Source organism: Pseudarthrobacter sp. Pseusp20 (assembly GCF_059492155.1).
Map to the genome: position 1 here is coordinate 1,420,851 of NZ_CP168521.1, position 12,776 is coordinate 1,433,626.

The following is a 12,776-nucleotide window of genomic DNA, read 5'->3' on the forward strand; positions in this document are numbered from 1 at the left end:
CAGCCTCTCCGCCTCCCGCGACGGAACCTAAGGAGCAGATCATGGACGCTTCAGGAATCGGGCGCGTCCCCGAAGGTCCGGTCCGGCGCATGCTGGCCGCGGCCAACCGCCATGACCTCGAGGCCATGGTGTCCCAGTTCGCGGAGGACTACCGGAACACCACCCCCGTCCACCCGGCCCGCAGCTTCACGGGCTCCGCGCAGGTCCGGAAGAACTGGACGGCACTCTTTGCCGGCCTTCCGGACCTCACCCTGACGGTCCATGACGCGGCCACCGGACCGGACGGCAAGGTCTGGATGGAATGGAGCAACCGCGGCACCCGGCCGGACGGATCCGTGCAGCAAGCCGCAGGGGTGGCCATCTTCACCCTCCGCGACGACAAAATCGCCGCCGCCCAGTTCTACCTCGAACCCGTGGACCAGGACTCCGGCGACGTGAACCAGGCCGTCAGCGAGGCAGTCCATGGGGCAGCCGGAGGTGACCGGTCATGATCCTGGTGGTCGGCGGTACAGGCCGCCTTGGCCGCGCCGTGGTTCCCCTGCTCGTTGCCGCAGGGCAACAGGTCCGCATCATGGCCCGGGGCAAGTCCCAGCCCTTCCCGCAAAAGATGGGCGACGGCGTCGAACTCCTTCACGGGGACCTCGGCTCTGACGCGGACTGCAGGCAGGCGGTGGCTGGCTGCAGTGAGGTGGTGTTCGCGGCGTCGGGGTTCGGGATCAAGGACTCCAGCCCGCGCGCGGTTGACCGCGACGGCGCCATCCGGCTGGTCCGCGCGGCGGCCGCGGCCGGAGTGCGGCACGTGGTGATGATGTCCATGCCCGGCGCTGCCGCGGACGGGCCCATCGATTTCCTGCGCTGCAAAGCCGCGGCCGAGGACGCCGTGCGCTCCTCCGGCATGGACTGGACGATCGTCCGGATCGGCGCCCTCCTGGAACAGCGGCTGGAGATCATGACGGCGCCGCTTGAGTCGAAGGGCAAGGTGCCCGTGTTCGGCTCGGGGTCCGCCCCGGTGACCTATACCTCGGTCCGGGACGCGGCCGCCGTCGTGGTCCGTGCCCTCCGCGACCCGGCGCTGCGGAACCGCGTCATCGAATGGGGCTCGCAGACGCTCCCCGCACATGAGGTGGCGGAGGCTCTGCTTGCCCGGGCCGGCCATGGATCAATCCAGCGGGTTCCGGCCGCCGCCGTCCGGCTGCTGTCCGTGGCGGCCAGGCCGCTTTCACCGTTCCTTGCCCGGGTGGCGGGTGCCGCGGCCTGGGAGGAATCGGGGGCGGCGGCGTTCGAGTTTGGCCCAGCGCGGGCCGAGTTTCCCGACATCCCGGTCACCGGGCTGCAGCAGGTCCTCGAGGCGTCAGGTGCTCCGGGATCTCTGGCCTAGCCGCGTGCAACAATGGCGCCATGACCCATGAGCAGCATGAATCCACCGCGCCGGAACCGGACCGCGCCGCCCACCCCGCATTCGAAGCCGCCTACCAGGCCGCCCAAAAGAGCCTGGCCGAGGGCGGGATCCCCATCGGGGCGGCGCTCGCCCGGGACGGCGTGGTGGTTGCCAGCGGGCATAACGAGCGGGTCCAGAACGCCGATCCGATCGCGCACGGCGAGATGTCCGCGCTGCGCGTCGCCGGCCGGCAAAAGAGCTACCGGGACACCACGCTCTACACCACGCTGGCACCCTGTGCCATGTGCGCGGGAACCATCATCCAGTTCAAGATCCCCCGCGTGGTGGTGGGGGAGGCACGCACGTTCGACGGCGAATTGGAGCTCCTGCGGTCCCGCGGGGTTGAGGTGGTGGTGCTGGACGATCAGCGCTGCGTGGACATGATGCGCACCTTCCAGTCCGACCACCCGGAGCTGTGGGCCGAGGACATCGCGGAGTAGGGGTGCGAGGCAGCTGGCTAGCTGCCCGGGGAGATCGTGTGAAGTCCTGCTCGGGTTGCTGCCCCCAGCAGTTCCTTGCCGAAGGCGATCAACCGGTCTGCTTCAAGCCTGATCGCAGCCGCGAGGTGGATCGCGTCCGCGCTGCGCAATTTACCTGGCAGTGCGGCCGCGTACAGGAGGTCTGAACGCGTCAGGTCCACCAGGTTGATTCCGGTCAACACCGCGTTAACCAGTTCCGGCGGCAGGCCGCGGCGGTTGGCGGCGCAGTGCAACTCCGTGTGAAGGAGCATCGAGGCAACAAGTCGGTCACCCCGCTGCGCCGCCGTTGAAAGAAACTCCGCAGTGGGACCGGACTCAGGTTCCTCGACCACCAGTTTCAGGGCCGCCGACGTGTCGACGTACAGAATCACCGGTCGCCGCGGAGGTCTGCGATTATGTCGGCCGTGCCCACATCAGACGTCACGCGTTGGAGCAACTGGAAGTCGACCAGGCTTTCCGCGGCCTGCCGCACGCTGCCGGACAGGAGCAGGCGCTCGAAGGGTGAGGCTGCAGGCGGGATAAGGGTGGCGGCAACTTCGCCGTTATTCGTAACATCGATGGTTTCGCCGTTTTTCACCCGCTCCAGGATTTTGCTGCTTTGATTCCTTAGCTCGCGGTGGGGGATTGTTGTCATGGCACACCTCCGTAGCAATCGTAGCATTCGCTTCGAAGCCTAGGACTCACGACTGACGGCAGCCACCTCAACCTGTACCCCTGCGTCCCGGAACTTCTGCACCTGGGCGGGGTTGGCGCCGTCGTCCGTCACCAAAGTCCATGGCAGCGCCAGCCGCACCCAGGCGTGGAAGGGGCGCAGCCCCAGCTTGGAGGAGTCGGCCAAAACATAGACTTCCCGGCCGCGCCGGGCCATGAGCTCCTTGAGCCGGGTCTGGGCATGGTCGGCTTCGCAGATGCCGTCCTCGGCCGTGACGGCGTCGGCGCCCAGGAACACGCGGTCAAAGCTCATCCGCTCCAGCGCCGCCTCCGCCAGCGGACCCACAAAACTCTGCGAAAGGCTGCGCAGCCGGCCGCCCAGGCAGTCCACCTCGATGCCCTCGGACTCGGCCAGTTCCTGCATGGTGTTGATGCCCGGCGTGGTGACCGCGAGCTTCCCGAACCCGCGCAGTTCGTGGGCCAGGGCACCCACTGTGGAGCCGGCGTCGAGCAGGATGTTTTCCCCGGGCCGGATCAGGGCCGCCGCCCAGCGGGCGATGGCGTGTTTCTGCTCGAACGCCTCGCCGGTGCGCTGCCGCAGCGACGCCTCGGGGTGGGCGCCCAGTGCCATGGCACCGCCGTAGGTGCGGGCCAGCCGGCCCTGTCCGTTCAGCAAAGCCAGGTCGCGGCGGATGGTGGAGGCCGTCACCTGGAACCGGGCGGAGAGCTCCTCCACGGAGGCCAGCCCGGTGGTCACGGCAAGGTGGTAGATCTCCTCGCGCCGCGCGTTTGCGCTCAGCATTCCCGGTCTCCTCCCGTGGGCATGGCGGTGGCAGTGCTAACCATGCTAGTTCCGGCTCCGGCAAGTTCCGCAGCCCAGAGCCGGCAAAACGGCCGGTCAGCAATATTACGCTGACCGGCCGATTCTTCCGTGCGGCTAGGGGGCCTCGTCGCGCGACGGCGCCAGGTCAACTGCCTGCCGCAGTGCCTCCAGCAGCGACTCATGGTCCGCGATGTTCTTGCCCGCGATGTCGAACGCCGTGCCGTGGTCCACGGACGTGCGCACCACGGGCAGGCCCACCGTGATGTTCACGCCGTTCTCCAGGCCCAAAACCTTCACCGGGCCGTGGCCCTGGTCGTGGTACTGGGCCACCACCAGGTCGAAGTCGCCGCGGCCGGCCAGGAAGAACAGGGTGTCCGCCGGGAGCGGGCCAAAGGCGTCGATCCCGTCCGCCTGGGCCTTCTCGATGCCCGGCTGGATCTTCTCCGCCTCCTCGCCGTAGCCGAACAGCCCGTTCTCGCCCGCGTGCGGGTTGATGGCGCACACGGCGATCCGCGGATTCTCGATGCCGGACGCGCGCAGCAGTTCATAGCCCCGCTTGATGGTCCGGTACACCAGGTCGCCGTTGATCTTGGCGATCGCATCGATCAGGCCGATGTGGGTGGTCACGTGGATGACGCGCATCTTGGGCGCCGTCAGCATCATGGACACTTCCTCGGTGCCGGTCAGTTCGGCAAGGAGTTCGGTGTGGCCGGGGAACTTGTGCCCGGCCGCGTGCAGCGCCGCCTTGTTCAGCGGCCCGGTGCAGATGGCGTCCACCTGCCGGTCCATGGCCAGCTGGACTGCCTTCTCGATAAAGAGGTAGGACCCGTGTCCGGCGGCGGCGGAGAGCTCGCCCCAGGCAAGGTCCTCCGGGATGCAGTCGATGTCCAGCACGTCGATGGTGCCTTCCTCGAACAAAGCCTCGGACGGCTCCAGGACCGGGCGCAGGGTCAGCGGGCTGGCGACGATGTCCGCTGCCAGCCGCATCCGGCGGAGGTCGCCGATGACCAGCATCCGCGCCTTTGACCGAAGCTCCGCGTCGGCAAGCGCTTTGACGATGATTTCCGGGCCAATGCCGGCCGCATCGCCCATGGTGATGGCAACAATCGGGCGTCCCATTATTTGATACTCATTTCAGTCGTGGTGGCAGTAAGGAAGTTGGTGGTCCGGGCCAGGGTCCCGGCGTCGCCGAACGCGCCGGCCTTGGTGACCAGCAGGGGAAGTGACCCGGGAAGCAGGCTCATCACGACGCCGGGCTCAATCTCCCCGAGGACGGTGAAGCTGCCGGCGCCAAGGGCTTTCAGGACCGCCGTGGCCGTCTCCCCGCCGGTGAGGACCAGGGCGCCGCAGTGCCCGATGCCCGCCGCGGTGGCACGGGCCAGGGCCGCCGCCACAACAAGTGCCTGCGACTTGTCCACGGCGCCCATGGGGTCCGGGGTCAGCACAACGTTTGTCCGCCCCATCGCCTGGGCAACCAGGCGCGGAACCGCAGTGCCGTCCAGGGTGGCGTGGTCCAGGGTGATGTGTTCAGCCCCGGCCGCGACCAGCTCACCAATCTGCTGCCGGGCAAGGGCGGAGTAGCTGCCGATCACGGTCAGGGTCCGGCTGACGAGCCGAAGCTGCGCGTTTTGCGCACCGGCACGTTCTTCCCGGTCCGCGATGTGCCCTGCCAGGCCGCCGGAACCGACCAGGAGGGCGGGAAAGTCCAGCAGGTCCGCGGCAGCCGCGATGGCCTTAAGGTCATCATCGGAGACGGCGTCCAGTTCGACGGCGTCAATTCCGCGTTCCTGCACGTCCCGCAGGTGCCGCGCGATTTCCTCCGGCGTGCGTCCGGTTGTTCCGGCGACTTCGGCGGTGAGGCCTCCGGCGGCGAGTGCCGCGGCGATGTCCCCGTCAAAGTTCCCTGCGGTGTTGGGAACACCGTTGACGTGCACGATGCCGCCGAGGGTGGTCCGTCCCGTGCCCGGGAACGCGGGGGCAACAACGGCCAGGCCTTTGCCGCGGCCCTGGGTGAGCCGCGCCAGTGTTGCCGCCACTTCCACGCCCACGTTGCCGCGCAGCAGTGAATCAATCTTCTTGAAGACCCGCCGGTGCTGGCCCAGGGCCCGGCCGGCCGCCGCCGTGACGGCCTTGGCTGCGTCCGCGGGAGGCAGGTAGCGGCTCTCGGTATTGATCGAGAGGATCTCGGCGTCGGGCCAAGCGCTGTCGATGTCGAGGATGACGGAACTGCTGTGCGTGGGCCCGTAGGCTGCGGCCGCATCCGCCGCTCCCGTCAGGTCGTCGGCAATGATTGCCCAGCGCATGGCTGCGTTGGTGTTCATACTGCTGGGGACACCTCGAGAGTCCCCACGGTCTGCTTGGCTTTCAGGCGCTTAGCGTACCAAGCGACCATGAGGGGGCAGCCGATGGCGGTGACCACCACGGAGGCGGCAACCAGCACGGTGGCGGGGCCGGCTGCGGGAGCGTAGGCCGGATTGGCTGCCGCCACCAGCATTGGAACGGTGGCTGCGTTGCCGGCCGTGGTGGCTGCCGCCAGGCCGGCAATGCCCGAGCCGCCGGTCAGCTTGTCCGCAAGGAAGAGCACGGCGCCGCCGGCGATGAGGACGAACAGGCCGAGCGCCACTCCCAGCAGTCCCGCGTTGACAACCTGTCCCAGGTTCAGGCCGAAGCCCAGCGCGAGGGCGAAGAACGGAATGAGGACGGGGGCCGCGGAGGACAGGAATTTGCGCATGGCCGGATCCAGGGCGCCCAGGATGGCTCCGAGGAGCAGGGGGATGATGGCACCCACCAGGGCCTGCCACGGGAAGGCGGACAGTCCGGCGACGCCGAGGGTCACCATGGTCAGGAAGGGGCCGGATTCCAGGGTCATGACGGAGTAGGCCGCTACATCCTTGGGCTTGCCGTACTGGCCCATCAGGGCCATGTACATTCCGCCGTTGGTGTCATTGAGGGCCGCCAGGATGGCCAGGACAGAAAGGCCCGACAGGATCCCGCCGTCAATGGGAAGTTCGCCCAGGAACCTGCCGGCGATGACGCCGATGATGATCGCGAACAGGACCTTGCTGCCGAAGAGCACCCCGCCCTTTTTCAGGATGTACGGGGTGGCCTTGATATCGATGCTGGCGCCCATGCAGACGTAGAAGACCGCAAGGATGGTGGTGCCACCGGTGAAGAGTGCGCCGGTGAAGGAGCCGAAGAACTTGGCGGAATCCGGGGCGAAGGTGCCGAGAAGGGCACCGATCAGCAGGGGAATCAGCATCATGCCGCCGGGAACTTTTTCCATGGTGGCCTTGATTGGGACAGACATGAATCAACCTCATTGTTGTTGGGGGAGAGGGGCCGAGCAGTCAGCTCGAAGCATGATGTAGATCATATGCCGCGCTGCGCGTTTAGCGCAAGCTAACTTGCGTGAACCGCGCAGCATCTTGGATGCCGGCATCGCGGCGTAGCGATGTCTCACGCTTCCCGCGAGTAGCATTGCTGCCACTTGACCAGCGTCGGAAGGAAGCAGCGCCATGCAGTACGTCGTCATGCAGGTGATCCTCAAGGAGAAACTGTGGGGAACCGGTTCGGGCAACCTGACCTCGCTGGAAAAAGCCATCAACGACCAGGCCGCGAAGGGCTACCGGCTCCACACCATCACCACGTCCAGCAGCGGGAGCAAGGGACTTGGCGGCGGTGACCGCATCCAGGCAACGATGGTCTTCGAGAGCCTGGTCTAGGTCCACACCTCCAATCGAGCCGCGACCCCTGAATAGCCCGCCGCGATGAGTCAGGCTGCTGTCCGGGAGGCCCGCCGACGATGGACCGGAACCATTGGGTGGATTTTGTTCGTCCTCGCCTCGATGGTCCTGATCGGCTATGGGATTGTGCGCGCCGATTTCTATTTCTGGCTGCCCACTCCGGCGGAGATGGAGGAGTCCTGGGTCGGTAACCGCTTCACCTACGGCGGATGCGTGATGTCGATCGCGACCGCCATCTGGTCGCACCGTCGTGGCAACCCCGTCTGGGTGACTGTCTGCGTGGGGCTGCCGGGTGTGCTCGTGGGCTGGGCGGCACTGGTGGGGCCCTACAACCTGATGCGCTTCCTGGCCGCCGTCGTTGCGTTCCCACTGGCCCTGGGCGGCGTTGCTGAGGTTATCTGGGCGCGGGGCCGCCGACAACGGGGATAGCTGGGAAAGGCCTTCGGCATTCCTGGGCGCCGCCCCCCGCAGGATTCACAGCACTCCACCCTTGACAGCCGGTCCAACGCGTAAGGAGGATCAAGGTGCCGGTGCGCGTGGCTGCCTAATGCACGCCGACCTGCGGTTTCGCTGCTCGAAAGGGGATACGGGATGCGGCAAGCACTCCCTCGCCACAAACCCTTCCGGCATGTAGCCGCAGTTTCCGCAGTCCTGCTGGCGCTCTCTGCCACGGCCTGCACGCCGAAGCCGCCGGAGCCAGCGCCTCCCGGGCCCGATGTCCATATCGCCGCGGTGGGCGACATGAACCCCGCCGACAACGTTGACCCTGACAGCCCGTCCGGGCGGAACGGCGCGGCGATAACCAAGCTTGTGGAGAACAATGAGATTGACGCGTTCCTGGGGCTGGGGGACTTCCAGTACGAGACCGGATACTGCGACAACTACGTGAAGACCTGGACACCGCTGTGGGGCGGCACCAAACCCAAGCTGTATTGGGTGTCCGCGCCCAATCACGACTGGGAACCCGGCCGCAACGAAGACCTGGCGAAGTTCATGAACGGCCAATGCCCGGGATCTCCCGAGAAGGCGGCGATCAACCAGGAGCGTGGATTCATCCCGAACGGCGAACCGTACTCGAAGGACTTCGGCAACTGGCACTTCGCCTTCCTGTCGTCCGCGCTGTGGCGGTACGACAAAGCGGAAGCTTCGGCTGCAACCACGTGGCTGGACAAGGACCTCGCCGCCGCCCAAAAGGCGGGGAAGTACCTGGCTGTCGTGTACCACGAGCCCTACTTCACCTCGGATACGGAGGAGCACGGGCGGGCCGGTGACCAGAAGCCGTGGATCGACCTGATGTGGAAGTACAGGGTCCGGCTGACTTTGTCGGGGTCGCAGCACAACTACGAACGGTCCTGCCCGGTGAACAACGCGGACAAGTGCGTCAACGACGGGATGACGGCATTCCAGGTGTCCACCGGAGGCATCGATACGCGCCCGTTCATCAGCAAGCCAAAATACATCGCCAAGCGCTTCAGTGACACCCGCGGCTTCCTCCGGCTGACTCTGCACGGCGACGGGTCCTTCGACTGGAACTTCGTCCCCACCACCGGATCCAGCAAGGACTCGGGAACCCGCTCCGCACCCTAGGGCTGCACCCATGGATATAGAACCACGGTGACCTTCGCCTCTACATCCACCGACGCCTGGCAAGCAGACTGGATGGCAGGAAGTGCGGAGCAGGGAGGTGGCTCGCCGTGCCGCAGTGGGATCTGGGAATTGCCGGCCTGTTATTGCTGGCGGCCATGTCGCTCGCCTTCGGCCTGGTGGCCCACCTGATTGTCGGCAGGCACGTGACCCGCTGGCTCTGGCTCTACGCGGCCCTGGCCTATTTCGTTGCCGGAATCCTGGTCAGCCAAGCCTGGTTCGGCTGGGCTACCGAGGAGGAGCTGCAGCCGAACATTGACGGGCTGTCCTTCGACGAAGTGCAGCTGGTGACTCTCGCCGGCCTCATCGCTGCGCTCACTGCGAGGTTCATGCTCCGGAGGAAAGGCCGCGCCGGAGGATCCGCAGGGAAACCGGCCGGCTGAAGCCCTGACCGCCGGCTGAAGCCCTGACCGCTACTTTGCCCGGACGAGCGCACCGATCCACGTCGCGCCGAGCCAGGTTGAGAACCTCTCGTCGCTCCAGCCGCGCTGCCCCACCAGCTGGGCCCACAGGGTGCCGTCCATGGTGGCGACCAGCACGTCCCTGCATTCCTCCTCGCTGACGCCCAGCTGGCCGGTCGCAGCCGCGGCGTGCGCGTAGCGGGTGGCCACGTCCAGACGCCGGTCCGCCCACTCGGCGAGCATGGCGGCGGCGTCGGGCTCGCTCGCAGCAGCTCCGGTAAGCGCGTCCAGGAGCGGAAAGATGCGGCGGTTGCTCGCCGTCACGAAGACGGCGTGGCGGCGGATCCTCTCCGACAGGTCCGGCTCGGCCAGGATGGACTGCATCTCCTGCCGGTCATAGAGCGCCACGTCCGCTTCATCCCCCCGGAAATCGACATACCAAACGTGCCTGAGCAGCGATGCCTTGGTGCCGAACGTGGCGTATACGGTCTCGACGGAGACGCCGGCGCGCGCGGCCACCTGCTTGATGGTGGTCTGGCCGTATCCCTGGGCAATGAAGAGTTCGTTCGCCGCCGCGATGATGGTCCGCCGGGTTTCTGCAGCCTGCTCCTGGCGGCGACGGGAATCGTACTGCCTCTTGATCTTCCGTTCCATTGGATGCATTATAGCTGTATTCAAAACAGTATGACTGTAATGGAGTTGGTCATGTCCACCGAAACGGATGCATTCCTGGCCGAAATGATTCCCCGGCAGCGGGCCGCGGACGCCGCCATCCACAACGGTGACGTCGCCCCGCGCATCGCGCTTTGGTCGCAGGACGATCCTGTGACGCTCTTCGGGGCGCGGCTCAGCGGCACCGGCTGGGCCGAGGTGGAGCCGATGTTCCACAGCGTGGCCTCGTGGTTCACGCACGCAGACTCCTTCGACCTGGAGATCATCGCTGCCGGAGCAAGCGGCGACCTCGCCTACACCGTGGGCTACGAGCACACCTCCGCCACCGTCGACGGAACACCGCTCCAGTACACCTTGCGGGTAACGCACGTCTACCGCCGGGAGGACGGGAACTGGCGGATCGTGCACCGGCATGCGGACTTCCCGCCGGGGGAGGCCACCGTTCCTTTGCCTGGCGCCCGGACCGGCACCTAAAGGCGGGCGGGCCATGCACAAGGAAGTCATGCACAAAGAAGCCATGCACAAGGAAACGGACGCGTTCCTGGCGGAGATCCTGCCAAAGCAGCGGGACATGACGCTGGCGCTGCACAGGGGAGACGTGGCACCCCGCCTGGCCCTGTGGTCACACCGGACCCCCGTGACGTTGTTCGGTGCACACATCTCCGGAGCAGGCTGGGCGGACCTCGAACCCAAGTTCCGCCAGGAGGCCCGCCGGTTTACGGGATCTGCCGGATCTGAGTTCGAGCTCGTCGCCGCGGGTGCCAGCGGAAGCCTCGCCTACACGGTCGGCCTTGAGCACAGCAGCGCCGTGGTGGATGGCATCCCCGCCGTCTACACGATGCGCACAACGCACATTTACCGCCGCGAAGAGGGTGCCTGGCGGATCGTCCACCGGCATTCTGATCTCCTGGCCGATCAAGACTCCCAGCTGGCCACGAGGGTTTAGCGGGCAGGCTCAGCCGCCGAGTTCCAGCGTAAACACCCACAGCAGCACGTCCTCGCCGGGCACATGCCAATCCCGTTCCGGCGCACGGCGGAAGCCCAGTGACCCGTACAGGGCGTGCGCGCGCTCCATGAAAGTGGCGCTGGTGATGCTGATGGCCTCGATGTACGGCTGGCCGGCGAATGTCAGCGTCACCGCTGCCACCACCTTCCCGGCGGACTCCGCCACCCACACCTCGGCATGGGCGGCGCGGTGCTCCACGTCTTCCAGCACGCCCATGTAGGGATGGTCTGCCGCGAAGTGCCCGGCCCGGAGGTACGCGTCCCGGGTGATGCGCATGACCTCGGGAAGGTCCGACGGCGCCGCCCGCCGCAGTGCCACGCTCACCGTGCGTCCACGGCCGGGGCAATCCGCTCCAGATAGTAGCCCAGCCGTGCCAAATCGGGCTGGGAGGAAGGGTCGCCGACAGCGTCGGCACCCACCAGGTTGGCAACAGAAAGTGCCGAGGTGTAGTCCAGGCCCCGCTGCAGCGCCAGGACCAGGGCGGCGCAGAACGCGTCCCCGGCGCCGATGGTGCAGGTGTTCTGGGCAAGGGATTCAGGGAGTGGCCGGCAGACGTACGGAGGGATCTCGAGCGGAGTTGGGAGCACTTCCTGGATCCGGCAAATTTCGGACGCTGGGATGCGGTCCAGGCAACGACGCATCTGCTGCGGGCCAGCGACGTCGTGGAGGCAGTGCGGCTTACTTCAGCCCGGCGGGCGCCCGTGCCGGAGGTTCCGGGCATGGAGGTACACCATCAGCACCAGGAGCGGAACGTGGATGGCGGGCAGGTTGTGCGCGAACCATCGCGGCAGGTAGATGTCGGTGACGGAGCCGCGCTCGGCGCCGTAGCGCTCCGCGAGTCCGGTGAGCGGACAGCGGAACCCGTTTCCGGCGAACACCAGTGATTCGGCGGCAACCACGGCGGCCGCCCACCCCACCCGCCTGTCCGTGCGGCCGGCCAGGCCGGTGTAGAGCACGTAGATGACGCAGGACTCGATGGAGAACCACGCCAGCGTGTGGACGGCCCTGACCGCCGCCACCGCAGCTTGGCGCCGCAACAGAACGCCTACAGCGTCTCGGGAACCGGGCGTCCGGGAAACAGCGTTAAGTACTGTTTCCGGTACATCCGCCGTCCCACCAGGCGGTAGGCGAGCCGCACCGGGGGAGGGATTTCCTTGAACAGTTCTTTCCGGTCCGCCGGCGGGTTGGTAGCCAGCACCATGCCGAGGTAGCCCACCAGGAATTTCTTGTCGAGTTCCTGGATCCCGTGCTGCCCCACCGCGGCAGCTTCCTTCTCCGTCATCACCCTGTCAGCAACCGGCATCATCTCCGTGACCTCGCGGCGCAGATGTACGTTGAGGACGCCGGACAGGTCTTCATAGCGGGCGGCGAGTTCCGCGCCGGACTCCTCATCCGCCGTCTGCATCCAGCGCAGCCGGACCGGCTCGATGGCCTCCAGTCTCTGCGTGACCTGCCTGTGCTGCTCAAGCATCTGCCCCACATGCAGCGCGCATGCCGGTGCCCGCTCCTTCAGTTGCGGGTACATCAGGAGGTCTTCGCCTTCGTGGTGGATATGCAGCACCTTGTCGAAGTTGCCCAGCACTTCGCCCACGTAGGCTGCCCGGGCAGTGTCGCCGGCGGCGGCGGAGCGCACCAGTCCCGGCGCCTCGCCGTAGGCCCAGAGGAAGAACCGGTGGATGCGCCGCATCGCTGCCGTCCCCGCGCACAGGACGGGTCCCGCCGGCAGGGGAGGCGCCGTCTCGCCGGGCTGCATTGTGAAGAAGTCGGTCATGTGCGTGGCCCTTTCCAGTCTCGCGAGACAAAGGACCTCTCCCCGGGAGCATCGTAGCCCCGGGCTCCACGGCGCACAACGGCTTTGCAGAAGTACGACGGCGACGGACCAGGCCTTAATGCGTGCAGGGCCCGGTGCACCCGGAGGG

The 12,776-nt window shown here is 67.0% G+C and carries 19 protein-coding genes and 1 pseudogene; 9 read left to right on the top strand and 11 right to left on the bottom strand.

What is annotated here, in order from left to right; translation table 11 throughout:
- The first annotated feature begins 41 nt into the window (after positions 1–41).
- Genes ACEN9K_RS06650 through ACEN9K_RS06660 form a run of 3 tightly spaced genes read left to right on the top strand, consistent with a single transcriptional unit; the run spans position 42 to position 1,878 of the window.
- Positions 42–491 (top strand): nuclear transport factor 2 family protein, encoded by a 450-nt coding sequence (locus ACEN9K_RS06650; RefSeq protein WP_495635423.1) that lies wholly within the window; start codon positions 42–44, stop codon positions 489–491.
- On the top strand, positions 488–1,378 hold the full coding sequence (locus ACEN9K_RS06655) for an NAD(P)H-binding protein (protein WP_224084362.1): 891 nt from the start codon (positions 488–490) through the stop codon (positions 1,376–1,378). Before ACEN9K_RS06650 ends, ACEN9K_RS06655 begins: the two co-directional genes overlap by 4 nt.
- A 20-nt stretch (positions 1,379–1,398) precedes the next feature.
- The gene (locus ACEN9K_RS06660) at positions 1,399–1,878 is read left to right on the top strand and encodes a nucleoside deaminase (protein WP_224084363.1); all 480 of its coding nucleotides are present in this window, start codon (positions 1,399–1,401) and stop codon (positions 1,876–1,878) included.
- 17 nt (positions 1,879–1,895) lie between these two features.
- Here ACEN9K_RS06660 and ACEN9K_RS06665 read toward each other — a convergent pair whose 3' ends face one another.
- The 6 genes from ACEN9K_RS06665 to ACEN9K_RS06690 all read right to left on the bottom strand — a co-directional run bounded on the left by ACEN9K_RS06665 (position 1,896) and on the right by ACEN9K_RS06690 (position 6,698).
- Complete coding sequence (locus ACEN9K_RS06665) at positions 1,896–2,288, bottom strand: type II toxin-antitoxin system VapC family toxin (RefSeq protein ID WP_224084364.1); 393 nt, start codon at positions 2,286–2,288, stop codon at positions 1,896–1,898.
- Positions 2,285–2,551 carry a type II toxin-antitoxin system Phd/YefM family antitoxin gene (locus ACEN9K_RS06670; protein WP_224084365.1) on the bottom strand — a complete coding sequence of 89 codons (267 nt, stop codon included), beginning with the start codon at positions 2,549–2,551 and terminating at the stop codon, positions 2,285–2,287. The genes ACEN9K_RS06665 and ACEN9K_RS06670 overlap by 4 nt, the downstream gene beginning before the upstream one ends.
- A 39-nt stretch (positions 2,552–2,590) precedes the next feature.
- Positions 2,591–3,370 (bottom strand): DeoR/GlpR family DNA-binding transcription regulator, encoded by a 780-nt coding sequence (locus ACEN9K_RS06675; RefSeq protein WP_495635424.1) that lies wholly within the window; start codon positions 3,368–3,370, stop codon positions 2,591–2,593.
- 135 nt (positions 3,371–3,505) lie between these two features.
- Positions 3,506–4,510 carry a 4-hydroxythreonine-4-phosphate dehydrogenase PdxA gene (pdxA, locus tag ACEN9K_RS06680; protein WP_056393322.1) on the bottom strand — a complete coding sequence of 335 codons (1,005 nt, stop codon included), beginning with the start codon at positions 4,508–4,510 and terminating at the stop codon, positions 3,506–3,508.
- Positions 4,510–5,712: a four-carbon acid sugar kinase family protein gene (locus ACEN9K_RS06685; protein WP_495635425.1), complete on the bottom strand. Its 1,203-nt coding sequence runs from the start codon at positions 5,710–5,712 to the stop codon at positions 4,510–4,512. Before ACEN9K_RS06685 ends, pdxA begins: the two co-directional genes overlap by 1 nt.
- Complete coding sequence (locus ACEN9K_RS06690; protein WP_495635426.1) at positions 5,709–6,698, bottom strand: 2-keto-3-deoxygluconate permease; 990 nt, start codon at positions 6,696–6,698, stop codon at positions 5,709–5,711. The genes ACEN9K_RS06685 and ACEN9K_RS06690 overlap by 4 nt, the downstream gene beginning before the upstream one ends.
- 208 nt (positions 6,699–6,906) lie before the next feature.
- Between ACEN9K_RS06690 and ACEN9K_RS06695 the strand changes: the two genes are divergently transcribed.
- The 4 genes from ACEN9K_RS06695 to ACEN9K_RS06710 all read left to right on the top strand — a co-directional run bounded on the left by ACEN9K_RS06695 (position 6,907) and on the right by ACEN9K_RS06710 (position 9,161).
- Positions 6,907–7,113 (top strand): DUF4177 domain-containing protein, encoded by a 207-nt coding sequence (locus ACEN9K_RS06695; RefSeq protein ID WP_018770442.1) that lies wholly within the window; start codon positions 6,907–6,909, stop codon positions 7,111–7,113.
- Positions 7,114–7,158: 45 nt separating this feature from the next.
- The gene (locus ACEN9K_RS06700; protein WP_495635427.1) at positions 7,159–7,563 is read left to right on the top strand and encodes a hypothetical protein; all 405 of its coding nucleotides are present in this window, start codon (positions 7,159–7,161) and stop codon (positions 7,561–7,563) included.
- 162 nt (positions 7,564–7,725) lie between these two features.
- The gene (locus ACEN9K_RS06705; protein ID WP_056393326.1) at positions 7,726–8,721 is read left to right on the top strand and encodes a metallophosphoesterase family protein; all 996 of its coding nucleotides are present in this window, start codon (positions 7,726–7,728) and stop codon (positions 8,719–8,721) included.
- Positions 8,722–8,828: 107 nt separating this feature from the next.
- Positions 8,829–9,161 (top strand): hypothetical protein, encoded by a 333-nt coding sequence (locus ACEN9K_RS06710; protein WP_495635428.1) that lies wholly within the window; start codon positions 8,829–8,831, stop codon positions 9,159–9,161.
- A gap of 30 nt (positions 9,162–9,191) precedes the next feature.
- Here the strand turns inward: ACEN9K_RS06710 and ACEN9K_RS06715 are convergent, their stop codons facing one another.
- On the bottom strand, positions 9,192–9,833 hold the full coding sequence (locus ACEN9K_RS06715) for a TetR/AcrR family transcriptional regulator (RefSeq protein WP_495635429.1): 642 nt from the start codon (positions 9,831–9,833) through the stop codon (positions 9,192–9,194).
- A 51-nt stretch (positions 9,834–9,884) separates the two neighbouring features.
- On the opposite strand from ACEN9K_RS06715, the gene ACEN9K_RS06720 reads away from it, so the two are divergent.
- A complete protein-coding gene (locus ACEN9K_RS06720) occupies positions 9,885–10,325 on the top strand; it encodes a nuclear transport factor 2 family protein (RefSeq protein WP_495635430.1) in 441 nt (146 codons plus the stop codon).
- A 28-nt stretch (positions 10,326–10,353) separates the two neighbouring features.
- A complete protein-coding gene (locus tag ACEN9K_RS06725; RefSeq protein WP_261377388.1) occupies positions 10,354–10,797 on the top strand; it encodes a nuclear transport factor 2 family protein in 444 nt (147 codons plus the stop codon).
- Positions 10,798–10,806: 9 nt separating this feature from the next.
- Here the strand turns inward: ACEN9K_RS06725 and ACEN9K_RS06730 are convergent, their stop codons facing one another.
- The 4 genes and pseudogenes from ACEN9K_RS06730 to ACEN9K_RS06745 all read right to left on the bottom strand — a co-directional run bounded on the left by ACEN9K_RS06730 (position 10,807) and on the right by ACEN9K_RS06745 (position 12,628).
- The gene (locus ACEN9K_RS06730) at positions 10,807–11,181 is read right to left on the bottom strand and encodes a GNAT family N-acetyltransferase (RefSeq protein ID WP_495635431.1); all 375 of its coding nucleotides are present in this window, start codon (positions 11,179–11,181) and stop codon (positions 10,807–10,809) included.
- A pseudogene (locus ACEN9K_RS06735) lies at positions 11,178–11,369 on the bottom strand (PfkB family carbohydrate kinase); the annotation flags it as partial. The gene ACEN9K_RS06730 and the pseudogene ACEN9K_RS06735, both read right to left, overlap by 4 nt.
- Positions 11,370–11,540: 171 nt before the next feature.
- A complete protein-coding gene (locus tag ACEN9K_RS06740; protein ID WP_268002757.1) occupies positions 11,541–11,894 on the bottom strand; it encodes a hypothetical protein in 354 nt (117 codons plus the stop codon).
- An 8-nt stretch (positions 11,895–11,902) separates the two neighbouring features.
- Complete coding sequence (locus ACEN9K_RS06745) at positions 11,903–12,628, bottom strand: hemerythrin domain-containing protein (protein WP_495635432.1); 726 nt, start codon at positions 12,626–12,628, stop codon at positions 11,903–11,905.
- Positions 12,629–12,776 lie beyond the last annotated feature (148 nt).